Origin of the sequence: Rhizobium sp. BK313 (assembly GCF_014193655.1) — a bacterium.
Lineage (GTDB): Bacteria > Pseudomonadota > Alphaproteobacteria > Rhizobiales > Rhizobiaceae > Rhizobium.
Genome location: NZ_JACHZQ010000004.1, coordinates 327,458 through 351,347 on the forward strand (window position 1 = coordinate 327,458; position 23,890 = coordinate 351,347).

A 23,890-nucleotide genomic window follows, 5' to 3' on the forward strand; every position below is an offset into this window, starting at 1 on the left:
ATGACAATCACGCTCACAGTCAATGGCAAGGACCATGACGTCGAGGCGGACCCCGATACGCCGCTTCTTTATGTGCTCAGAAACGATCTGGCGCTCAACGGCGCGAAATTCGGCTGCGGCCTTGGCCAATGCGGCGCCTGCACCGTCATGGTCGACGAGCAGGCCGTCCTCTCTTGCGTGACGCCAATCACGCTTCTGCAGGGCAAGGCGATCACGACGGTCGAAGGGCTCGGCACCATCGACAATCCCGGACCGATGCAGGCCGCTTTCATCGAGGAGCAGGCGGCGCAGTGCGGTTACTGCATCGCCGGCATGATGATGGCCGCTGAAGCGTTGCTCAAGCGAAATCCGGATCCGAGCGACGACGATATTCGCGCAGCGCTACGTACCAATCTCTGTCGCTGCGGCACGCACATGCGCATCATGGCGGCAATCCGCCGCGCAGCACGGCCACAGTCGCAGCCGATGAAGAGGACGGGCTGATGGACACTCTCAACAAAATGGAAATCACCCGCCGCGGCCTGCTGGCTGGAACCGGCTTCCTGATGGTCAGCTTCTCCGTCAGCGGCGCCCTCGGCCAGGAGGCCAGCCAACCAGCGGAGGCTCCGGCGGCGAAAGGCCCGCCCTTGCCGGGTGGCCTTGCCGACGATCCCTATCTGGATTCCTGGATAAAGATTGGTGCCGACAGCCACATCACCGTTTTCACAGGCAAGGCCGAGCTGGGGCAGGGCATCAAAACCGCGCTGATTCAGCTCGCCGCGGAGGAACTGCAGGTCGAGCCTGCCGACATCGAGATGATTACCGCCGATACCGGACGCACGCCGAACGAAGGCTATACGGCCGGCAGCCAGTCGATCACCGGAAGCGGCGTCGCCATTCGCAACGCGGCAGCGCAGGTGCGAGATCTTCTGATTGCCCAGGCCGCCAGCCGATTTGGGCTCGACGCAAATACATTGCAGGCCAAGGGCAAGACTATTGTCACAGCCGACGGCCACTCCGTCGGCTATGGCGAACTGGTTTCAGGGCAAATTCTGCATCTGAAAGCGCAGCCGCAATCGAGGCTGACGCCGCCCAGCGCGTTGCGCTACATCGGCAAATCGATGCAACGCGTCGATATCCCTGACAAAGTCACCGGCGGCGTTGCTTACGTTCAGGATCTGAAGCTAGACGGCATGCTGCATGCCCGGCTGGTGCGGCCGCCGAGCTATGGCGCAAAGCTTCAAGACTTCGATCAGTCGAGTATCGCTTCCATGCCTGGGGTCGTCTCGGTCATACGCGATGGTAATTTCCTCGCCGTCGTGGCTGAGCAAGAGTTCCAAGCAATCAAAGCGATGCGCGAACTGACCACTCTGGCGAAATGGGAAGAAAAACCGTCTTTGCCTGAGCAGGCCAATCTGCCCGCGGTTCTCGAAAGTCTCGAGCGGGAGGTCGGCACGGTCGCGCAATCCGGCACGCCGACCTTCAACGGCCCGAAGATCTTCGAGGCGACCTATACGCGCCCGTATACCAGCCACGGCTCGATCGGCCCGTCGTGCTCCGTTGCTCTGATGGATGCCGACGGCAGCGTCAAGGTCTGGACCCATACGCAAGGCGTCTATCCCGATCGCGGGGCGATCGCCGATCTGCTCGGGCTGCCGAACGAGAAAGTCCGGGCCATCCACATGCCCAGCGCCGGCTGCTACGGCCATAACGGCGCCGACGATGCGGCCGGCGATGCGGCGCTGATTGCGTCCAAGCTTCCCGGCCGGCCGATTCGGCTACAATGGATGCGCGAGCAGGAGCATAGCTGGGAGCCCTTCGGTCCGGCCATGGTGACAAAGGTCAAGGCCTCGCTCGACGCGAACGGCAAGATCGATAACTGGACATACGATCTCTGGAGCAACACACACTCGACGCGTCCGGGCAAGGCGGGCGAACTGATCGCCGGTCGATTGAAGGAAAATCCTGTCGCGCCACTGCCGGTGAAAATGGAAATAACGCCTCTGGGCAACGGCGATCGCAATGCCGATCCGCTCTATGTCATCCCGAACAGGCGCATCCTCTGGCATTTCGTGGCGCAGATGCCCGTGCGCGTCTCGGCGCTCAGGGGATTGGGCGCCTACGCCAATGTTTTCTCCATCGAGAGCACGATGGACGAGTTGTCGCGCATCGCCAATGTCGATCCGGTCGAGTTCCGGCTTCGCCATCTGGCCGATCCGCGTGCCCGCGACGTGGTGCAGATGGCAGCGGACAAGTTCGGTTGGAGCAACAGCAAACTTCCCGACGGACACGGCCGCGGTTTCGCCTTTGCGCGTTACAAGAACCATGCCGCCTATCTCGCTATCGCCGTGGAAGCCAAGGTTGAGCGCGAGACGGGCAGGGCGCAGGTTCTTCGCGCCGTCGCGGCGATCGACAGCGGCCAGGTCATTAACCCCGATGGCATCCGCAATCAGACGGAAGGCGGCATCCTGCAATCGATGAGTTGGACGCTTTACGAAGCCGTGACCTTCGACGATACGCGCATTACCAGCACCGATTGGTCGCGCTATCCGATCCTGCGTTTCGCCAGCGTGCCGGAGACCGTCGATGTTCACATCATCGACCGGCCGGATCAACCTTTCCTCGGTACCGGCGAAGCGGCGCAGGGGCCGACGTCGGCAGCCGTCGCCAACGCCATTCGCGACATCGTCGGTAAGCGGCTGTACGACCTGCCGCTGACGCGCGAGCGGATCAAGGCGGCAATTACGGTCTAGTAATTTACTGCATGGTGGTCGAAAGCCATTTCAGACTTTTGAAGAGCATGCCCTGGTGGAGGCGGCAGAACCGCCTTCACCCTTAACGCGCACCCGATGTCACAGGGTTGCAATCAAACTGTCGCAAAACTGTCATCCAGCCTGTCTAAATGTCGCCGTAATTTAATCCGCACGACATTTGGTCGCCAATGAACGCCCCTACACGCCCGTTGCTTGCTGCCGTCTCTGCGGCGGAACTCGAATTGAGCTACGGCGCAACGAAGGTGCTTCGCGGCATCGACTTTTCCCTTCCCAAAGGCCAGACGCTGGCGCTGCTCGGACCTTCCGGCTGCGGCAAGACCACGCTGCTGCGGCTGGTCGCCGGCCTTCTCGCCCCGACCCAAGGCCGTATTTCGATCGGCGAACAGGTTGTCGCGGATGCCGCGAAAGCCGCCTTCCTGCCGCCTGAGCGGCGCGGGCTCGGCATGGTGTTTCAGGACTACGCCCTGTGGCCACATCTAACGGTCGGCGGCAATGTCTCCTTTCCGTTGGAAATGCGCGGCGTCAACAAGGCGGATCGCGAGAGTCGCACGTTGAGGGCACTGGAGCGCGTCGGGCTTGGCGGCTATGGGCAGCGCAAGCCGAGTGAGCTTTCCGGCGGCCAACAACAGCGCGTCGCCATCGCCCGCGCCATTGTGGCCGAGCCGGCGCTTATCCTCTTCGACGAGCCGCTCTCCAACCTCGACCGTGAATTGCGCGAAACCATGGTCGGCGAGATCGGCAATCTGATTTCCTCGCTCGGGCTGACGGCAATCTATGTCACACACGATCATAGCGAAGCGCTAAGCCTTGCCGACCAGGTAGCGATCATGCGTGGCGGGTTGATTGAGCAACTGGCGCCGCCGAATATCCTCGTTGATCAGCCGGCAACGCCTGAAGTCGCGGATTTCCTGCGGCTAGGCTGCGTTGCAGCCGTTGAACGGCACGGCGAGACCTGGCGGCTGGTTCGAGGCGGCTCGGCGATTGCGCCTGCCCATGCGGCTAGCCCGGATTCCACGCATGCACTACTGCCGATCGGCGCGATCGAACTCGTCGAGGCTTCGCAGGCAATGCTTAGCGGCATCGTGCTCCGCTCACAATTTCGCGGTGATGGGCATCTCGCCACCGTCCAAATCGGATCGGGCGAGGACCCCAGCGAACTCCAGTTGATCAGCAGGACCAAACTTCGTGCGGGCGAACCCGTTGGCCTGCGGATCGATCCCCAGCACATCCGCTGGTTTTCAAGCCGAGCTTTTAGATAAAGGGAGTTTTCGAGGAATGTTTAAATCGATCAAGAGCATGGCACTTGCCGCCGTGACAGCCATGATGATGGCCGGCGTCGCGCATGCCGACATTACCGTTTATACTGCTGGTCCGCAGGACCTCATCGACAAGCTCGCCTCCGGCTTCACGACGCAGACCGGTATCAAGGTCAAGGTCTTCCAGGCAACGACCGGCAAGGTCATGGCTCGCATCGAATCGGAAGCCGCCAACCCGGTTGTCGACGTCCTGATTTCCGCCTCCTGGGATACGGCAACCGATTTTGCCAAGCGCGGCTGGCTCGTTGCCTATACCAGCCCGAACGCCGCCAAGGTGCCGGACTTCTTGAAGACCGATACCGCCGTCGCCCAGGGCGTGTCCGCCCTCGGTATTGCCTGGAACCCGAAGAGCAACACGCCGAAGCCGACCGAATGGGCAGACCTCACCAAGCCGGACTACAAGGACCTGGTCAACATTCCAGACCCTGCTCAGTCCGGCTCGTCCTTCGAACTGACTGCTGCCCTGCAGGGAATGGACGGCTGGAAGCTGTTCGATGACCTCAAGGCCAACGGCGCGATCGTCGCCGGTGCCAATGCCGACGCGCTGAATCCGGTTCTGCAGGGCGCCAAGGCTGCCGTTTTCGGCGCCGTCGACTACATCGCCATGGGCAGCAAGGCAAACGGCGAAAGCATCGACGTGATCTTCCCGGCCTCCGGCACGGTTATCGCGCCGCGCCCGGCCATGATCCTCAACTGGTCGAAGCACCAGGACGAAGCCAAGAAGTTCATCGACTACATGCTGTCAGACGAAGGTCAGAAGGCTGTCGCCGACGATTATCTGATGCCCTCGCGCACGGACATTCCGGCCAATCGTCCGCTGATCAGCGATCTCAAGGTGCTGAAGTATGACACCAAGGCGATCTACGGCAAGCGCAAGGACACGCTGAAGGAATTCGCGGACAAGTTCGCGAAGTAAGGTCTGAACAGGATGAAGGCGAACGGCATCAGCGGCGCAGCACCGGCAGCGTGGCTCGCGACAGCGGGTCTCGTGCTGGTGGTCGTGGTGCCGTTCGCGGCTATCGTCCTGCAGGCGATTTTCCCGGAGATCGGGCAGGGCTCCTTTGCGGCGCCCTTCTCGCAATTTTTCGCGACACTTGGTGATAGCGCGCTGTTGACGATGAGCCGCAACACCCTGATCCTCGGTTTCAGCGTCGTCCTATTGTCGGCGCTGCTGGCTGTGCCGCTTGGTGTGTGCCGGGCGCTCTACAAGGTGCCTTTTGCCGCCTTTTGGGATGTGGTTCTGCTCGTCCCGTTCATGATCCCGCCCTACATCGCCACGCTCGGCTGGATCATGACGCTGCAGCCTCGCGGCTATCTGCAGCAGTTAGCCGGCTTCAACCTCGCTCCGGTATTGTTTTCACTTTTCGGCATGACCTTCGTCATGGCGATGAACACGTTTCCGGTCGTCTATTTCGCGGTCTCGCGGACGGTTGAAGCGGTGGGCTCGCGTTATGCGGATATCGGCCGCGTCTTCGGCGCTTCGCCAGCGCGCTCCTTCTGGCGCATCACTCTGCCGCTCTCGGCCCCCGGGCTTGCCGGCAGCCTGATGCTGGTCTTCGCAGCCGCGATCGAGGAATATGGTACACCGGCCGCCCTTGGCGGACGCACAAAATTCCAGGTGCTGGTCACCGGCATCGATCTGCGCGTTTCCGATTGGCCGATCGACCTGCCGGGCGCGGCTATCCTGTCAATCGTGCTGGTCACCATGTCGCTCGCGACATTCCTGCTGCAGCGCTGGATCCTCGCCCGACGCTCCTATGAGACCATGGGCGGCAAGCCGCAAAACAAGGACAAACGGCAGCTCGGTGCCCTCGGCATTCCCGTTCTCATAGCCTTTGCCGTCGTCGCTTTTCTCGCGACCGGCGTGCCGTTGCTCGCCATTTTGGCCACTGCTTCGTCCAGGACCATCTCCAGTGGGCTTACGATTGGCAATCTCGGCTTCGGCAATTTCGTCGCCGTCTTCAAAGACAGCGCCGGCGCGCTGCAGGCGCTTGGAAACAGCATTGCACTCGGCGTGGGCACAGCTCTTCTGACCGGCCTTATCGGCGTGCTCGCCGCCTACACCACCGTCAAGACGCGTTATCGCGGCCGAATGCTACTGGACATCATGACGATCCTGCCGAACGCGTTGCCGGGCATCGTCGTCGCCGTAGGATTGATCCTCGCATGGAATATGCCAGGCCTGCCGTTCACGCCCTACAATACTGGCTTCATACTGCTGCTCGCCTATTGCTGCCTGCTGCTGCCGCAGCCGGTGCGCTACACGACGGCCGCTTTCCAACAGATTGGCGACAATCTGGAGGCAGCGGCCCGCGTCTGCGGCGCCGGCAGCTTCACCGCATTCCGCCGCATCATGTTGCCGCTTGTGTTTCCGAGCCTCGCGACCTCGATGCTACTCGTTTTTGCCGTCGCTTCGCGCGAACTCGTCGCCTCCGTCGTGGTCGCCCCTGTGGGCATGCAGACCATAGCAACCTTCATCTGGCGGCAATTCGAACAGGGTTCGATCGGCCTTGGCATGGCGATGGCTTTCATCACCATCGTCATCACCACTCTATTGCCGCTTTGCCTGATCGGCGTTATGCGCCGGGTCAGCGTCATTCAGGACTGATCGACACCGAAAGCCATCAGGCCGAAAGCGGCGCGACCGGCTCGTGTGAAAAGCCCGCGGCATCCAGCGCCTTGCGGACAAGGCCGGACGCTTTGGCATCGTTCATGAAGGCGGTCACAAACGAAAGGGCAGCAGGTTTGTCCTTGCCGACCGCAATCGCGATTCCGGTCTGCTGAAAGCCTCCATCGAGCACAAGCGCGTCAGAGAACTTGGGCAGCAACGTGTGAAATGCATCCCGCGACAGGGCCAGAGCCTCGGCTTGTCCGGTCAGCAGAAGATCGACCGCCGCGGCGATCGATTCCTGCGCCGTCGGCACGGTCTTGGTCAGGCTGCGCGTAGAAGCACGAATGGTCGTCGTATTGGCAATGCCGACAACCCGGATTCCTTCACGATCGACCTCGGCAAGCGTCCTGATACCGGATGTGCCGGTGACGAGATACGTGCTTTCGAGCAGGTAATAGGCCGGACCAAAGGCCACTTTTTTGCGGCGTTCCTCATCGACCGGCATGAAGGTGACATCGATCGCGCCTTTCTCCAGCGCTTCAGTGCAAGCGCCGGAGTTCATGAAGATGACGATATCCAGGGACGCGTCGAGCTGGGACGCCAGCGCCTCGGCAAAATCGACGGTCACACCCTTGACTTCTTCACCTTCGCGCATGGCAAAAAGCACAGACGGGGCAGGGGCAGCGATGATCCCAACCCTCAGTTTTCCAGTCGGGGTCAGCTCCGCGAAGGCGGCATCGCGATCAAGCGGCATATGGGCATTGTCTATGGTTTCATTCATCAGATCGGACCGTCGCATCACGCGGTAACCGGCGTGCCGACGCCGATGAGCGCCTCGCCCTGGTTCACCGACAGGCTCGTCAGCCGGTAGAGGATGAAGCCCGCCTTTTCCGATTGAATGCTCGCGAGAACTTCGCCGAACACATTCTTGATTTCGCCCAGCAATTCGCCAACACCAACGACCTCGGTCAGGTCCTTGCGAGGATACCAGAGGCCCGTGACCGGCGCGGTCGGCACCCACATGGTCACCACCTTGGTTGCCTCCGTGGTATTCTTCGGAGCATCGGATACCATGCCGAGATGCTGCATCACTCGGCGGACGCCGTCCGTCAACTGCGTCACGGTCGCTTCGCCCCAAAGGCCGTTGCCGCTTACTTCCGGGAGGATGCTCGGGATGCCGAGCTTGCCTGAGGCATCGACCGTGTAACCGGCGCCGCCGGCTGCGACCAGCACGGGAATGCCGAAGGCAGCGGCCATGGCCTGGGATTTTTCCGATCCCGCCGGGAAGATCGTGAATGGCTCCAAACCCTCGTCCAGATCGCCGCCATGCATGTCGATATAAGCGTCGACCTGCGGATAGACCTTCGTCACCAGCCAGTGCGCCAGCCGCTCGCTGGTCGAACCGTCCGGCTTGCCGGGGAACATGCGGTTCAGGTTCTTACCGTCCTGCGGCATGATGTAGATGTTGCGCTTGTGGAAGCCTTGGACGTTGAGGATCGGCAGGATCACCAGGGTTCCTTTGATCTCCTCCGGCTTGATCCGCATCGTCCTCACAGCAGCCTCGACCGAGCAGAATTCCGACCCGTGCACGCCAGCCGTGATCAAGAGCGTCGGACCAGGCTCCGCGCTCTCGATGATCGCGAAGGGGATCGCGGTTTCATCGACCGGGGTGACATGGCCGAACTCGGCGCGAGCTTTTCCGGTGCGAAGAGCGGGCAGATTTTCCATGGCGCAACAGCCTCTCAAAATGTGTGTGGGATTTATGTCTGGCGTATCGGAGAGCCGCACGGAAACGTGCGAGAGATTGCGTCAGGATAAGCACCGTCTTGCAGTGACGACAAGGCCTTTGCGTGGCTAGGATGGGATTATTAAGCAGCGCGCACGTATAGCCGGCCACGGAAGAGAAGCCGCTCCAAATTCAAGTCTCTATTCCCGCTGCTGGAAACACTTGGTATCGGCTCGAGCATTCAAAACAACACCAATTGATACCCGAAACAGAATTAGCAATGTTCTGTAAATAGTTGTTTATTCGTTATTTTTTGCAGAAGTTTCCGCATTCGAATATTTCCAGGCTGCACCAAAAAGGCAAAATCAGGCTTGCTCAAATCAGAATAGATGATAACGTTTCAATTAAATTGAATGAAAATGACAAAACCGTCATCCTGGGGAGGAGACCAATCATGACAAGTAAAGCTATAGCTGCGTCCAGAATCCGCCGCCGCACCTTGCTTGCCGGCGCCGGCAGTGCCGTCATGCTGGCCATGACGTCCAAGCTGCAAGCGCAGGAGTCGATCAGCGGTGAACTGGTAATCCTGAATTGGCTCGGCGGCACGGAGCTGGACATGATGCATGCTATTCAGAAGGGATTCCTCGCCAAACATCCGGGCGTAACTATTCGCGAAGTGGCTGTGACCGTCCAGGGCGATGCCCGCGGCGGCATCCGCGCCGCGCTGATGAGCGGCGAAGTGGTGGATGTCATCATCAACACATGGCCCGCCTTCCGCAAGGAACTGGCCGATGCCGGCACGCTGCGGCCGATCGACGACCAATGGAAAGCGTTCGGTTGGGATAAGCTCGTCAGCAAGTCCTGGCGTGATCTGGGTTCGATCAGTGGTGCCACCTATGGCCTGACCTATACCTACGGCGACCGTTCCGGCATCTGGTTCAAGAAGGAGCACCTGGCAAAGGCCGGTATCACCGAGCCGCCAAAGACATGGGATGAATTTCTCGCCACCTTCCCTAAGCTGACGCAGGCAGGCTTTACCGCACCCGTCGCCATACCCGGCAAATATTGGGCGCATGCGGAATGGTTCGAGAGCCTGCTTCTGCGCACCGCCGGTGTCGAAACGGCAACGAAACTCGCCGCACACGAAATTCCCTGGACCGATCCCGCCGTGAAAACGGCGCTGATGAAATATGCCGACATGCTGAATGCCGGTTGCTGCGGTGCGCCGAACATCATGCTTGCCAATGACTGGGACGGCGAGGCGGATCAGATCTTTCAGGCCAATGCCAAGAACTATCTGCTGATCGGCATGTGGATGAACAACCGCGCGAAAAACGACTATAAACTCATTGAAGGAAAGGACTATTCTCTCTTCCAGTTCCCAGCTCTCGGCATGGGTCACGACGATACGTCCAGCGTCGACGCGAAGGAGTTCCTGGTAACCTCGAACGGCGCCAATCCGAAGGCCGCCGATGCCTTCCTCGATTATTGGACCAGCGCCGAAGCCGCCAATGTGCTCGCCAAGACCGGCTATGCCTCGCCGAGCAGCGCCACCGATGCCTCCCTCTATGGGGAAGCGCAGCAGGTGGCGACGAAGGCGGTCGCGAGCTCCAAGCTTCAGTTCGTGCTTGGCGATCTGCTGCCGGGCGATCTGGTCGATGAATATCGGGTACAGTTGCAAAAGTTCCTGCAGAACCCGACCGCGGCCAATGTCGATACGGTCTTGGCGGCAATCGAAACCAAGGCCGGGAGCTCCTACTGATGGCCGGTCCCGCTCTCTCCCCAGCGAGGGGAGCGGCGGGCGTGCAGCAGAGCCCATCGCCGAGGATCGGCAGCCAACTCAGACAGGCGACCGTTCATCGGCGGCAGCTCGGACAAACGCCCGCCGCTCTCATCCTGATAGCGCCCGTCATCGTGCTTTTCGCGATCGCGGTCATCTATCCGCTGGAGGAGACCATCCGGCTGAGCTTCTGGGACATACAGGGGCTGAAGAAGCCATCCTTCATCGGCTACGGCAACTATATCAAGCTGTTTGCTGATCCGGCCTTCCGCAATACGTTGGTGACGACGCTGATCTTCACGCTCGGCACGACAGTCGTCTCGGTCGGCATCGGTTGGTTGCTGGCGATGCTCTGCGCGTTTGCGCCGCGCGAGACGGCGATCTTTCGCGTCATGATCTTCGCGGCCTTCGGTATTTCGGAGGCGGTGTCCGGCTATATCTGGATCGGCATCTACCGCCCGGACAGCGGCGGCCTGTTGAACTCGATCATCCAATGGTTCGGCATGCCGGGCTTTGCCCATGCCTGGCTGGGTGACGCAAACACCGCCCTTTGGGCGCTGATGGTCGCAGCCGCGTGGAGCGGGGTCGGCCTGCCGCTGATGCTGATCTTCGCCGCGATCCAGGCCATCCCGAAATCGGTGCTCGAAGCTGCCTATATGGACGGCGCCAAGCCGCTATCCACCATGCGCCATATCATGGCGCCGCTGTCGATGCCCGGGGTTCGCGTCGCCGTCTTCATCAATCTGCTGACGGCCCTGCGCGCCTTCGACATCATCTACATCTTGACGGGCGGCGGGCCGGTGCGTTCGACCGAGACAGTCGGCTACTTCATGTATCGGGAATCCATGACCCAATTCAAACTGGGTTACGGCGCGGCTGCCACGGTCGTGCTTCTGATTGCGGTGCTGATCATTTCCATCCCGGCAATTCTCCAGAGAACGGCAGGTGCGCGATGATCGGCCGGCCTCCGAAATGGATCGTCATCGTCGTGGGTGTCGTCGCCTTCATCTGGGTGATCCCGATCATCGGCATTGTCGTCACCTCGTTGCGGCCTGCGGGCAGCTCCGCGCTCGGCTGGTGGCGTTTCGAGCATTTCGATCTAACGCTCGACGCCTGGATCCGCGTCTGGGACAAATATCCGTTGGCGCAGTCGCTTTGGGTAACGGTGCAGACCGCAGGCATTGCGACGCTTGCCACAATGATCCTGACGCCGGCGGCGGCCTACGCCTTCCATTTTCTCAAATTTCCGCTGCGCCGCACGCTGCTGATCCTGATCATCAACGCCTTCGTACTGCCGCAGCAGGTGGTGATCATCCCGCTGTTTACGCTCTGGCGCGACATGGGTCTCATCGACAACATCCTGTCGGTGCTGATCCCTTATGTCGGCCTCTCCTTCGCCTGGTCGATCTTCCTCGTCAAAAACTTCTTCGAGGATTTTCCCTACGAGCTGATCGAGGCGGCCAAGGTCGACGGCTGCGGCCCGCTCTCGACGTTTCGCCACATCGTTCTGCCGAACAGCCTGTCGCCAATCTTCGCCGTCGGCATTCTGCAGTTCCTCTGGACCTGGAACGCACTGCTGCTGCCGATGTTGTTCCTGCGATCGAACATCCCGCTGCCCGTGCTGCTTGCCCGCATCTCCGGCAGCTACGACACCAATTGGGATCTCCGATCGGTTGCCGCAATTTTCACCACCATCATGCCTCTCGCCGTCTTTCTCGTCTTTCAACGTCAATTCGCCGCCGGCTCACAAACCAAGACCGGAGCAAAGGAATAATCATGCCTGCCACGACCAATAAGCCGCTGCGTTATCGCCAGATCCATCTCGATTTTCATACCTCGGAGCATATCCCTGGCATCGGCGCCGACTTCGATCCCGATGATTTCGTCGATACGCTCAAGAAGTCGCATGTGGATTCGATCACCATCTTCGCCAAGTGTCATCACGGCTGGTCCTATTATCCGACCAAGGTGGGCAAGCCGCATCCGCAGCTCGCTCGGCCGGATCTCCTGGGCGACATGGTGAAAGCACTTGCTGCCGCCGATATTGAGAGCCCGATCTATATCTCGGTGCAATGGGACGAGTTGTCGGCGCGCGAGCATCCGGAATGGCGTGCGATGAGCGCCTCCAATCGCTATCACCACGCTTTGCCGGCCGACCCCTCCAGCGGCAAACAACTCAGCCCTGCCTGGCACACACTCTGCCTCAATCACGAAGGACTTCGAAAATACATCCTCGAGCAGGCGCGCGAAGTGGCCCAGCAATACCAGACGCAAGGACTGTTCTTCGACATCATCCTGACACCCGACTGCGTCTGCCCGGCCTGCGTCGAGCGCATGCAATGCAATGGCCTAGACCCGGAGAATGCGGCCGACCGGTTGAAGAACGACGAAGCGGTCAACGAGCAATTCCGCCGCGAAACCAGCGAAGCGCTGTTTGCCGAATTTCCGGGCCTGCGCGTCTTCTACAATTGCGGCCATATCCACAAGCAGGGACCGGAGCGCTTCTCAACCTATTCGCATCTGGAGCTGGAGAGCCTACCGACGGGCGGATGGGGCTATGATCACTTCCCCTCCAGCGCCCGCTATGCAGCGACGCTCGGCATGGATTTCCTCGCCCATACCGGCAAGTTCCACACCTCCTGGGGCGAGTTCGGCGGCTTCAAACATCCGGATGCGCTCGAATACGAATGCGCCCAGATGGTGGCGCTCGGCTCGAAATGCCTGGTCGGCGACCAGCTTCATCCGAATGGCGCCATCAATCCCGATACCTACAGATCCGTCGCGCCGGCCTATGCCCGCGTCGAAAAGCTCGAGCCCTTCCTCGAAGGGGCAAAGCAGATCTCCGAAATCGCCATTCTCTCCGCCGAGCACATGTCACCATCGGGCGCGCGCAACCATCCGAGCGACGACGGCGCAGCGCAAATGCTGCAGGAGCTGAAACGGCCTTTCGACGTAATCGATGTTTCGGCCCGTTTCGAAAATTACCGCTTGCTGATCCTTCCCGACGAAATCCCGGTCAATGGCGCCCTTGCCACGCGCCTCAAGGCCTATCTTGCCGGTGGCGGCAAACTCATCGCCTCCTGGCATTCCGGCCTCGGCGAAAACGGCGCCTTTGCGATCGACATGGGCATTACCCGTGCTGGCGGAGCCGTGGCATTTAGGCCGAGTTACGTCAAGGCGGGCAAAGCCCTCGACCCGGATATGCCGGAAAGCGCCTTTGTCTTCTACGACGACGCCGAAACCGTGAACGCAGGCGAAGCCACCGTGCTAGCGGAGATTTATCCGTCCTACTTCAATCGTTCCTACAAGCAATACTCCTCCCATCAGCACGCGCCGGACGACCCGGCAGCCGCATCGTTGGGTGCGGCAGTGACGGAACACAATGGTGCCGCCTATATCGCCTATCCGATCTTCCGGCTCTACAGGGCGATGGGCCAGCCGCTCTACAAATATGTCGTGCGTGGCCTGCTCGATCGTTTGATTCCCGATCCGGCCATGGTGACCGACCTGCCATCCTCCGGGCGGGCGACGCTGACCCGGCAGATTGGCCAGCACCGCCATATCCTGCACCTGCTTTATGGCCCGCCTCAGATCCGCGGCAAGGACGTACGTGGCGATGATGGCTCGACACGAGTGATGGAGATGATTGAGGACATTCCGTCGATCGGCCCCGTGACCGCAAAGGTCCGCCTACCGTCCACCCCGAGCCGTGTCTATGACGCGCTGACGGGCACTGATGTGGCCTGGAACACGGAAGACGATGGTACCGTCAGCGTCACCGTACCGCGCCTGCGCATTCATACTGCCGTGGTCTTCGAGGGGACCTGATGGTCAGCTCTCTGGTGAGGCCGACGCAAACTTCGCCTGCAGCTCGCGCATATGGCGGGCTGCAAGCGACTGGGCTATACGACGGGCAAAGGCGCCTGAGCGCTTCTACCCTCATTAGCCAGCTTTGGAGCCAGCTTCACATGTCAGAGACAACGGATCGAACAACGGCCAAGCGGCGCAGCGCGACCATCATCGATGTCGCCAAGGCCGCCAATGTCGCTGTTGGCACCGTGTCGCGCTATCTCAACGGCCAGATCATCCGCCGCTCGAACCGCGAGCAGATCGAAACCGCGATCCACGATCTCGGCTATCGGCGCAACGCCGCCGCCGCTTCGATCCGCACCGATCTCACCCATATGATCGGCTTCCTGGTGCCGACCTTCGACGAATTTCATGCACGCATGCTGGAGCATCTGGCCCGCTCCGTACGCCAGACCGGGCGGGCGCTGCTCACCTATTGCCATGGCGGCGATCCACGCATCGTCGCCGAGGCGCTTGATTTCTTCGCCGCCCAGCGTGTCGATGCGCTGGTTATGGACGGGACGGCGGAGGTCTATCACCGCGTTGACGATCTCATTACCCATGATGTGCCGATCATCTTCTACAACAACGACGTCAAAGGGCTCGCTGCCGATCGAGTGATGGTCGAAAATCAGAAGGCAAGCTATCGTATTGTCACGCATTTGATCGATCTCGGCCATCAGCGCATCGGCATGTTGACGGGCAATCCCGCCAACTCCTCGGCCGTCGAACGCCTCACCGGTTATGAACAAGCGCTTATCGAATACGGATTGCCGATGGATCCTGCGCTGACCGTGCGCGGCAATTGGGTATATGAGGGCGGATATCAGGCGACTAAACGCCTGATGCAGCTTGAGACGCCACCAACTGCGATCTTCGCTGCCAACTACAATATGGCGATGGGAGCACTAGGCTGGTTCAAGGAGAACGGCCTGCGGGTACCGACCGACATTTCCCTAGTCAGCTTTGACGACGTCGAAATTTTCCGCCTTCTTGATGCCGGGATTACCGCGGTGGCGCAGCCGGTCGCCAAGATCGCCGATACGATTACCGACATTCTAGTGGAGCGCCTGGCCGACCCTTCTGGCAGCCATAACCGCACCACACTTCTGGAATGCGACATCATCCTGCGAGGCTCGACGCGCCGACTGACATAGAGACTGAAGGGACAGTGTAGGGAGGAAGCCATGGCCAGCCTGGAATTGCAGAACATCGACAAGTCCTACGGCGCGCTGCGCGTCATCGAGGGCCTGAACCTTGCCGTGGATGATGGCTCTTTCACCGTTTTCGTCGGCCCATCCGGTTGCGGAAAATCAACGCTGCTCCGGATGATCGCCGGGCTGGAGGAGATCACCGGCGGCGATCTCCTGATCGACGGGCGGCAGATGAACAAGGCCGATCCGATCCAGCGCGGCATCGCCATGGTATTTCAGAACTATGCGCTCTATCCGCATATGACGGTGGAGCAGAATATCGGTTTTTCGCTGCGCATGGCCGGCGTCGGCAAGGCCGAGATCGCCCGCAGCGTCGCTGCGGCCGCCGCCACATTGCAGATCGAGCCACTCTTGAAGCGCAAGCCGGCGCAGCTTTCCGGCGGCCAGCGCCAGCGTGTGGCCATCGGGCGGGCGATCGTGCGCGATCCCGCCGTCTTCCTATTCGATGAGCCGCTCTCCAATCTCGATGCCGAATTGCGCGTCTCCATGCGCGTCGAAATCGCCAAGCTGCATCGCAAGATCGGCGCGACGATGATCTACGTCACCCACGATCAGACGGAGGCGATGACGCTTGCCGATAAGATCGTCGTCATGCGCAGCGGCCAGATCGAACAGGCGGGCACGCCAGACACGCTCTATCGAGACCCGGACAACCTATTCGTTGCCGGTTTCATCGGCTCGCCGCGGATGAATTTTCTTGAGGGAACACTCGGTTCCGATGGCACGGTGACGCTCGCGACGGGCGGCTCGTTCCGATCTGGCATTGCCGGTCTGAGCCAGCCGGTCAAGGTCGGCATCCGACCGGAACATTTCACCGAAACCGGTGAAGCCGACGGCAAAATCAATATGCGTATCGACGTCATCGAAAATCTCGGCGGCACGCGTTACCTCTACGGCACACTTGCCTCCGGCGACAGCGTCATCGTTGAGGATCGGTCAGAAGAAGGAATCCGCAATGCCGAGACGATCACGATAGGTTTCAGCGCCAGGAAGGCGCTGCTTTTTGGCGCGGATGGCAAACGCATTCGGTCACAGACCAGACACTAGCGACTACACCGCCGGAAAATCACTGTTTTCGGCCAGGCGCCTGTAGGCTTCGACCGCAAAGAGTACTGTGCGGGTCTGTGCCTCATGGCAATCGATGAACGTCTGGTCGTAGACCGTCTCATCGGTCGCCTCGGTGATGATCGTCAGCGGCGCCTGGTAGAGGGAGCTGACCTGCTTCAACACGGGAATGCCGTAGCGCACCTCGAACGGCGCGTTCGGCATATGTAGCCGGACACATTCGATCTGCTTGGCGTTGAAGTCGACGAGATTCTTGTCTTCCGCCAATCGCCGCGCCACTTCGTCAAGCAACGTCTCGCCGATCGTTTCCCAGCCGGGATGGGTGCAGATGATCAGGAAAAAGCCCTTCGGGATCGTCCAAAGCTCGAATCCGCGCGGCAGGTAGCCGGACATCGGTCGTGTCCATTCATGTGAAGGATAGCCGTGCAGATTGAGATGGAGCTTTGCGGAAGACAGTGCCAGGGCCGCCATCCGTGCATCGCGCTCATAGGCGGGGGCGGGGACGGTGAAGGAAAGATCGTCGCCGAAGGCCGTATAGCGGGCGGCGTGATGCATATGGAACGGGTTTTCGACGATCAGGCGCTGATGCAGTTCATAGCCGTCGACATTCTCGACGGGGACGATGGCAAAATGCGAATTGGGATCGGCGGCAAGCGCCTGCGCGGCTCTCAAGGCACCGACCGGACCGCTGGTCTCATTGGCGTGCTGGCCGGACGAGATGAGAACGGCGGGACCGGGGCCTTTGTGGTAACGCCCGAGCACTTCGCGACCTTCTCGCGAGATGGCTTTGATCGGCTCGCCCTCGATTTTTGATAGTTCGTTTCGAATCTGGCCAATCTTCAGCGGGCGGCTGGCGGTTTCGATCGCGCTTTCCGGACCGGTGGTCTCTGAATGCTCGCCAAAATTCTCGACGGTCATCACAATCCGCGGATCTGCCTTTGCGGCACGGATATCCGGCACCACCTGGCCGGGTCTCGCGCCGCCTCTGCCGGCCATCGCACCCATCTCCGCATTCAGGCATTCGCGCACGGCGAAGAACAGGTCTTCATGCATAGCTTCGCGTAGGCTGATGCTTTCGCTGCAGAAATCCAGATCGCGATCATTGGCTGGCAGATCGACCGCAATCCGAAGCCGGTCGAAATACGGCTGCTGCCGCTCCCAATGATGCTGCTTGACCGCATTGATGGCCGCGAGGAACAGGATCTCGAAATCTGCCTTCAGGCGCTGTCCGGCATCTGCAATGCCGACCGCCCTCCGCCAGCCGCAGCAACGCAAGACAGGCGCGCCGACATGATCGTCCTCGACGATATTCGGTGCGAAGACGGCATGCGTGCTTGTTTCGCCGCTCTTCGTTACCAGCGTAACGTCATAGACGAGATCGAGATCGTTGGGGCGGAAGGATATTTCGGCATCGCCGACGAGTGCGGCCAGCGGATAGGCTTCGATCAAGAAACGATGGGGATCGGCAGCGGCATGAACCGGATAGCCGACTTCGATCCGGGTGAGGGAGGAAACATCAACCTCTTCCAGGAAGAAATAGACCAGCGGCTTGTAGGCGCTGCGGATGCGCGCCTTTATGCCGGCGGCGGCGAGCTTTTCCTCCGCTGCCTTGCGTGAGGGGCCGTCGTCGAACAGCCATGCCTCGACCGGCTGACTCGGCGGGCTGGAAAGCAACAGGGAGACCAGCGCATCGAGCGTACGCGGGACATCGAGATTGAGAATCGTGGTCATTTTTCCCTCGTCGGATCGAGATAGTCGCGGAGCCAGTCGCCGAGCAGATTGAGCCCGAGAACAGTGAACATGATGGCAAAGCCCGGAAAGACGCTAACCCACCAGGCCGATTGCACATACGTACGACCATCGGCCAGCATACCGCCCCAGCTCGGAATTGTCGCATCGACGCCGAGGCCGACGAAGGTCAAGCTGCTTTCAAGCAGGATATTATTCGCGACGTTGAGCGTCATTAGCACGATCACCGGGCCGATGATATTCGGCAAGATATGCTTGAAGATGATACGGCCCCTGCCGACACCGATCGCCCGCGCCGACTGAATGAATTCGCGGTCGCGTAGCGACAGCACCTGACCCCGCACCAGGCGGGCATGTTGCACCCACTGCGCAATGATCATCAGCACGATCAAAATGGAAAGGCCAGGTCCGACGATGGCGATGAAGGTGAGTGCCATCAGCATGAAGGGCATTGCGAGCTGGACGTCGGCGATCCGCATCAGGACCATGTCGGCGACGCCGCGGAAATAACCGGCGATCAACCCGGCTGTCGTGCCGACAAGAGTGGCTCCGCCGACCGACAATATGCCGACGATCAGCGAGATCTTGCCTCCGGCTGCGATGCGGGCCAGCACATCACGGCCAAGCGGATCGGTGCCGAATATATGCTTCAGGCTGACGAAGGGCGGCAGCAGTCGGGCGCGCAGATCCATCATGTCCGCCGTACCGTGAAAGATCACGTCGGAGAACACGACCAGCACGACCATGCTGGTGGTAAAGACAATGCCGAGGATCAGCTCCAACGGTGTATGGCGAAAGAGAGAAGCGCGCTTTGCGGAAGAGGTGGCCATGTCAGTCACTTCCTTCCGATACGGGGATCGATGATGCCGTAGGCAAGATCGATTGCAAGATTGGTGAGCACGATCATCAGCGCCAGCACGGTAATCGTTCCCTGCAACACCGGATAGTCGCGCGCCGAAATCGCGTCGAAAGCGAGGCTGCCCATGCCCGGCCAGTTGAACACCCGCTCAACGATGACGACGCCGCCGAGCAGATCGCCGAACTGCAGGCCAACGAACGTCAGAAGCGGGATCAGGCAATTGCGAAGGGCGTGCTTATAGAGCACGACACGATCCTTCAGACCCTTGGCGCGCGAAACGAGGATATATTGGGTCGAGAGCGTTTCGAGCATCGCCGAGCGCACGATGCGGACATTGATGGCAGACAGGATGAGTGCCAGCGTCAAGCAGGGCAGGACGATACCCTGATAGACGAGGAAACCGCTTGACGGCAGCCATTCCAATTTGATCGAGAAGATCAGCACCAGCATGATCGCCAGCCAGAAATTCGGGAAGGAAAGCCCGATCAGCGAGAAGATGCGGATGATCTGATCCGACCATGAGCCAGCCTTGACTGCGGCGTGGATGCCGAGCGGGATGGAGATCAGGAAGGAAATGACCAGCGACAGGAAAGAGAGCAGCAGCGTGGCGGGCAGGGCCTGCGCGATGAGCGTCCAGACCGGCGTGCCGCCGAAGAAACTATTGCCGAAATCGCCTTTTATGACGCCCCCGAGGAAGTTCAGATATTGCATATGGAACGGCTGATCGAGACCAAGACCGGCACGGATGCGCTGCAGATCCGCTTCGCTGATAGCCCCGCCACCGCTCACAAGCATGGCCGTGGGATCGCCGGACAGGCGGATCGCATAGGACACAAGCAGCGTAACGGCGATCACGACGAACAGCGCCTGAAACAGACGTTTCAAGATATAGACTGGCATAATTGGCCCCTGCTGAAACGATGACTGCCCGCCTGTCAGCGGGCAGTCATACCGGGTTCGACTTATTCAACAGTGGTGTCGAGGAAGCGGAAGCGGATATCGGGCGTCGGCGGCAGATTGTGGACGCGCTTGTTGATCGCATAGAGCGTATTGCTGTTATAGAGCGGGATCTCATAAGCCTGATCGGCGGTATAATCGGCGATCTGGTTCAGGATCTTCTTACGTTCGTCGACATTGTAGGTCGCGCGCTGCGCCTCCAGCATCTGATCGAGTTTGGCGTCCTTGATGTAGGGATTCCAGAACTGGCCGCTGTGATAGAGCAGGTAGGCCGTATTGTCGAAATCGAAGGTCCAGCCGCCCCACTGATATTGATAGAGCGGGCCGGTTTTGCCGTGCGGCACCAGGTCGGTGTAATAGACGTTGGATTCGTAGGACTTCAGCGAAACGTTGATGCCGACGGCCTGCAGATAGGCGGCAACCGTCTGTGCGACTTCGCGGAACGTGGCGTTCGTGCCGATGAAGGACAGTTCGACGTTGGTGCCGGGCTTGACGCCGGCCTTGTCGAGCGCGGCCTTGGCGGCGGCCGGATCGAAAGGCAGCGGCTTCAGGTTAGGATCATAGCCGAAGGACAGCGAGCTCTGCAGGCTGGCAATCGGCTTGCCGTTGCCCTGCAGGATTTGCTCGATGATCGCATCGCGATCGATTGCCTCGATCATCGCCTTGCGAACGGCCGGGTCCTTGGTGATGCCGTCGGCGCTGTTGAAACGCAACATGACAACGTCGGGGCCGGTGATGCTTTCCACTTCCAGCTTCGGATCGCTTTTGATCGTGTCGATCAGGCTGATTGGCACCAGCGTCGCGATGTCTATACCGCCCGACTGCAGCTCGGATACCTGCGTCGCGGCCTCCGGAATGAAGCGGTAGACAAGGCCGCCGAGCTTCGGTGCTCCGCCCCAGTAGTCCGGGTTGGCTTCCAGCGTCAGGCTGACCTTGGGCTTATAGTCGACGAACTTGAACGGGCCGGTCCCGACCGGATGGAGATTGAAATAGGTATCACCCTTTTCCTGAATATATTTCGGCGGCACGATCATCGCGCCGTAGCCGGCGAGTTTGGTGATCAGCACCGGGTCCGGGTTTTTCAGGATAAAATCGACCGTATAGTCATCAACAACGTTGACCGAACCGATCGAGGTATAGTTCGCCTGCTGCGGGCCCTTGGCGCCTTCAGGGCCGAGGAGCCGGTCGAAGGTGAACTTGACCGCGGCAGCATTGAAATCTTCGCCGTCGTGGAACTTGACGCCCTTGCGCAGCGTGAAGCGGATGCGCTTGTTGTCATCCAGGAATTGCCAGCTGGTGGCTAGGCCGGGATAGAGTTTCAGATCGGGGCCGCGCAGGACCAGACCGTCATAGAGGTTGCTGCCGATACGGCCCCAGGTCAGGGTGAAGGTATCGATCGGGTCCCAGCTGCCGTCGTCTATTTCAAGCGCGACGGTCAAGGTGCCGGCGGCATGCGCTGATGTCGTCGCGATCGGCAGAAGCGATAGCGCGGCAGCAAAAAGAAGATTGCGATATCCTGTCAGTTTCATTGTTTTGTTCCCCTAAGTATTTTTGTGGCTATGCAATTCGGGTGGGTGGTCTGTCCTTATGGGAGGGCTGCGGACAGCTTCTGCGGCTCGGCCGCAACGAAGTGAGAGGGCGAGAATCGGCGATATTCGAGAAGCGCCGGCTCGTCGCCGATTTTCCTGACCGGGCTCGGAATAGCGCCGGTCAAAAGCAAGGTATCAATGCTGCGATCGGGATCGGGGATCGGGATCGCGGAGAGCAATTTGCGCGTATAGGGATGCTGCGGATTCTCGAAGATCTCCCGCCGCGTACCGATCTCGACGATCTGGCCGAGATACATGACGGCGACGCGATGGCTGATCTTTTCGACGACGGCCATATCATGGGTGATGAACAGGTAGGAAAGCCCGCGCTCCCTCTGCAATTCCAGCAGCAGGTCGAGAATCTGCGCCTGGATCGAGACATCAAGCGCCGAGACGGACTCATCGGCGATGATCAGTTCGGGATCGCTGGCAAGCGCGCGCGCAATGCAGACGCGCTGGCGCTGGCCACCCGAAAGCTCATGCGGAAACCGCGTCCGGTAGTCGCGCGGCAGGCCGACGCGATCCAGCAGATCATTGGTGCGCGCCTCAATTGCCGCCCTGGTCGGCAATAGCTTGTGAACGACCATCGGCTCGGCAATGCTGGCACCGACCCGCTGACGCGGATCGAGCGCGGCATAGGGGTCCTGAAAGATATATTGGATCTTCTGCAGCAGCGAGTGTCTCTCGCGCGCTTGCATTTCGGCGATGTCACGTCCGCGGAAACGTATCTTGCCGCCGGTCGGCTGCATGATCTGCTGAAGCATGCGGCCGGTTGTTGATTTGCCGCTGCCGGATTCGCCGACCAGTGCCAGCGTCTCGCCCGCTGATATCTCGAAGGAGATGCCTTCGACCGCGTGCACGCGATGCGTCACCCGGCCGAACATGTTTTTCTGCGCCTGAAACCGGGCGGTCAGTCCGTCGACCTGAAGAAGCGGCGGCTTGGCGTCTGAGCGTTTGGCATCCAGTGCATCGCTGTTGGGCGCGGGCTTCCCGGACATGCTGCCGAGCCGCGGTACGGCCGCGAGCAACGCCTGCGTATAGGCATGTTGAGGATTGGAGAACAAGGCTCGCACCGGCGCGTCCTCCAGTTTTTCGCCATGGCGCATGACGATGACGTCGTCCGCCATTTCGGCGACCACACCCATGTCGTGGGTGATGAAGATCACCGCCATCCCGAGCTCGCGCTGCAATTCTCTGATGATGTTAAGGATCTGCGCTTGAATGGTGACATCGAGCGCCGTGGTCGGCTCGTCGGCGATCAAAAGCTGTGGTCGGCAAGAGAGTGCCATGGCGATCATGACGCGCTGGCGCATGCCGCCGGACAGTTGATGCGGATAACGCTTCATCATCGCATCGGCGTCGGGAATGCGGACTTTCTCCAGCGTGTCACGGGCAATGCGATTGGCCTCGGCACGCGATGTCCTCTGATGCAGCAACACCGCCTCGGTGATCTGGTCGCCGATCGAAAAGACCGGATCAAGCGAGGTCATCGGCTCCTGGAAGATCATCGCGATCTCGCCACCGCGGATCTGCCGGATGCGTTCGGGGTTTGCCTTGAGAAGATCGAGCGGCCCGGTGCGGCTTCGGAAGATCGCCTCGCCGCCGCTGATGCGACCACCAGAATAGTCGGTGAGGCGCATGATCGCCCTTGATGTCACCGATTTGCCGGAGCCGGACTCGCCGACGATGGCAAGCGTCTTGCCGGCATGGACATCGAAACTGAGCGACTTCACAGCCTGGAAGTCATCGAATCTCTGGGGAAAGTCTACCGACAGCGAGCGAACCGAAAGAACGGGGGCAGAAGGGTCGCTTCGGGTCTCGGTCGGTAGGGTCATAGGGTTGCCGCTGACCTCGCTGCCTGTTCGTAATAGCCCGACAGTGCTCTCAAATGCGATGCGATGTCGGAAAGATCGTCCTGAGAGAGGCCGGAAACCTTGGTCGCCTCGACCAGCAGCCGCTCGCGGATTTCGGAGTAGCGCGTCAGCGCTTCCAGGCCCTTGTCTGTGACCTGGATCATCTTTTCCTTGCCGGCCTTGCCGGTCTTGACGAGACCGGCAGCCTCCAGCTTCTTTACGGCGTAGTTGGCGACATGGGTGTCTTCGATGTCGAGCACAAGGCAGAGATCGGACAGTGTCTTTGGCCGTCCGCGGTGTCGCACCGAATGGATGATCAGGATCTCGACCGGTGACAGGCTGGGGACACCGGCAGCCGCCATGCAACGAACCATCCAGCGGTTAAAGGCATGCGAGAAAAGGATCAATCCATACTCAAGTTCGGAGAGGGCCGGAGAACTGCCACCCGCCAGATGAGCGGACGACACGATCAATTCGCGGGGAGATTTTCGTTCCTTCGGCTTATCCAAAGAGCTCTCACATAACCGGATTGAAGTACGTCAGGCAGACTATCCGACAAAGACAATTTG

Annotated in this window: 19 protein-coding genes; 11 read left to right on the forward strand and 8 right to left on the reverse strand. The window is 60.2% G+C overall.

The features are described 5' to 3' along the window. From FHT86_RS21720 to FHT86_RS21740, 5 genes are all read left to right on the forward strand, one after another. Positions 1-483, forward strand: coding sequence for a (2Fe-2S)-binding protein (locus FHT86_RS21720; RefSeq protein WP_133709547.1), 483 nt, complete (start codon positions 1-3; stop codon positions 481-483). Then, positions 483-2,732 carry a molybdopterin cofactor-binding domain-containing protein gene (locus FHT86_RS21725; RefSeq protein ID WP_133709548.1) on the forward strand — a complete coding sequence of 750 codons (2,250 nt, stop codon included), beginning with the start codon at positions 483-485 and terminating at the stop codon, positions 2,730-2,732. The genes FHT86_RS21720 and FHT86_RS21725 overlap by 1 nt, the downstream gene beginning before the upstream one ends. Positions 2,733-2,920: 188 nt before the next feature. Next, positions 2,921-4,012 (forward strand): ABC transporter ATP-binding protein, encoded by a 1,092-nt coding sequence (locus tag FHT86_RS21730; RefSeq protein WP_133709549.1) that lies wholly within the window; start codon positions 2,921-2,923, stop codon positions 4,010-4,012. 16 nt (positions 4,013-4,028) lie between these two features. Further along, complete coding sequence (locus tag FHT86_RS21735) at positions 4,029-4,985, forward strand: ABC transporter substrate-binding protein (RefSeq protein WP_133709550.1); 957 nt, start codon at positions 4,029-4,031, stop codon at positions 4,983-4,985. A 12-nt stretch (positions 4,986-4,997) separates the two neighbouring features. Beyond that, positions 4,998-6,677, forward strand: a complete 1,680-nt coding sequence (locus FHT86_RS21740; protein ID WP_133709551.1) for an iron ABC transporter permease — start codon at positions 4,998-5,000, stop codon at positions 6,675-6,677. A 16-nt stretch (positions 6,678-6,693) separates the two neighbouring features. Here the strand turns inward: FHT86_RS21740 and FHT86_RS21745 are convergent, their stop codons facing one another. Continuing rightward, entirely contained in the window at positions 6,694-7,461 is a 768-nt protein-coding gene (locus FHT86_RS21745) for a transporter substrate-binding domain-containing protein (protein ID WP_246779601.1), read from the reverse strand. Positions 7,462-7,478: 17 nt separating this feature from the next. Further along, positions 7,479-8,408 (reverse strand): succinylglutamate desuccinylase/aspartoacylase family protein, encoded by a 930-nt coding sequence (locus FHT86_RS21750; protein ID WP_133709552.1) that lies wholly within the window; start codon positions 8,406-8,408, stop codon positions 7,479-7,481. A gap of 452 nt (positions 8,409-8,860) precedes the next feature. On the opposite strand from FHT86_RS21750, the gene FHT86_RS21755 reads away from it, so the two are divergent. From FHT86_RS21755 to FHT86_RS21780, 6 genes are all read left to right on the forward strand, one after another. Continuing rightward, a complete protein-coding gene (locus FHT86_RS21755; RefSeq protein WP_133709553.1) occupies positions 8,861-10,168 on the forward strand; it encodes an ABC transporter substrate-binding protein in 1,308 nt (435 codons plus the stop codon). Next, positions 10,168-11,142 (forward strand): carbohydrate ABC transporter permease, encoded by a 975-nt coding sequence (locus FHT86_RS21760; RefSeq protein ID WP_133709554.1) that lies wholly within the window; start codon positions 10,168-10,170, stop codon positions 11,140-11,142. Before FHT86_RS21755 ends, FHT86_RS21760 begins: the two co-directional genes overlap by 1 nt. Then, entirely contained in the window at positions 11,139-11,960 is an 822-nt protein-coding gene (locus tag FHT86_RS21765) for a carbohydrate ABC transporter permease (RefSeq protein WP_133709555.1), read from the forward strand. Before FHT86_RS21760 ends, FHT86_RS21765 begins: the two co-directional genes overlap by 4 nt. A 2-nt stretch (positions 11,961-11,962) precedes the next feature. Continuing rightward, positions 11,963-14,014 (forward strand): beta-galactosidase trimerization domain-containing protein, encoded by a 2,052-nt coding sequence (locus FHT86_RS21770; RefSeq protein WP_133709556.1) that lies wholly within the window; start codon positions 11,963-11,965, stop codon positions 14,012-14,014. A 140-nt stretch (positions 14,015-14,154) separates the two neighbouring features. Then, positions 14,155-15,192, forward strand: coding sequence for a LacI family DNA-binding transcriptional regulator (locus FHT86_RS21775; RefSeq protein ID WP_133709557.1), 1,038 nt, complete (start codon positions 14,155-14,157; stop codon positions 15,190-15,192). Between the two features lie 30 nt (positions 15,193-15,222). Further along, complete coding sequence (locus FHT86_RS21780) at positions 15,223-16,296, forward strand: ABC transporter ATP-binding protein (RefSeq protein ID WP_133709558.1); 1,074 nt, start codon at positions 15,223-15,225, stop codon at positions 16,294-16,296. A 3-nt stretch (positions 16,297-16,299) separates the two neighbouring features. Here the strand turns inward: FHT86_RS21780 and FHT86_RS21785 are convergent, their stop codons facing one another. The 6 genes from FHT86_RS21785 to FHT86_RS21810 form a co-directional block, all read right to left on the reverse strand. Next, positions 16,300-18,045, reverse strand: coding sequence for a M14 family zinc carboxypeptidase (locus FHT86_RS21785; protein WP_133709559.1), 1,746 nt, complete (start codon positions 18,043-18,045; stop codon positions 16,300-16,302). Continuing rightward, positions 18,042-18,893: an ABC transporter permease gene (locus FHT86_RS21790; RefSeq protein WP_133709560.1), complete on the reverse strand. Its 852-nt coding sequence runs from the start codon at positions 18,891-18,893 to the stop codon at positions 18,042-18,044. Before FHT86_RS21790 ends, FHT86_RS21785 begins: the two co-directional genes overlap by 4 nt. A gap of 5 nt (positions 18,894-18,898) precedes the next feature. Next, positions 18,899-19,822 (reverse strand): ABC transporter permease, encoded by a 924-nt coding sequence (locus FHT86_RS21795; RefSeq protein ID WP_133709561.1) that lies wholly within the window; start codon positions 19,820-19,822, stop codon positions 18,899-18,901. 62 nt (positions 19,823-19,884) lie between these two features. Further along, the gene (locus FHT86_RS21800) at positions 19,885-21,408 is read right to left on the reverse strand and encodes an ABC transporter substrate-binding protein (protein WP_133709562.1); all 1,524 of its coding nucleotides are present in this window, start codon (positions 21,406-21,408) and stop codon (positions 19,885-19,887) included. A gap of 56 nt (positions 21,409-21,464) precedes the next feature. After that, a complete protein-coding gene (locus tag FHT86_RS21805) occupies positions 21,465-23,303 on the reverse strand; it encodes an ABC transporter ATP-binding protein (protein ID WP_133709563.1) in 1,839 nt (612 codons plus the stop codon). Next, the gene (locus FHT86_RS21810; protein WP_133709564.1) at positions 23,300-23,830 is read right to left on the reverse strand and encodes a winged helix DNA-binding protein; all 531 of its coding nucleotides are present in this window, start codon (positions 23,828-23,830) and stop codon (positions 23,300-23,302) included. Before FHT86_RS21810 ends, FHT86_RS21805 begins: the two co-directional genes overlap by 4 nt. Positions 23,831-23,890: the final 60 nt, after the last annotated feature.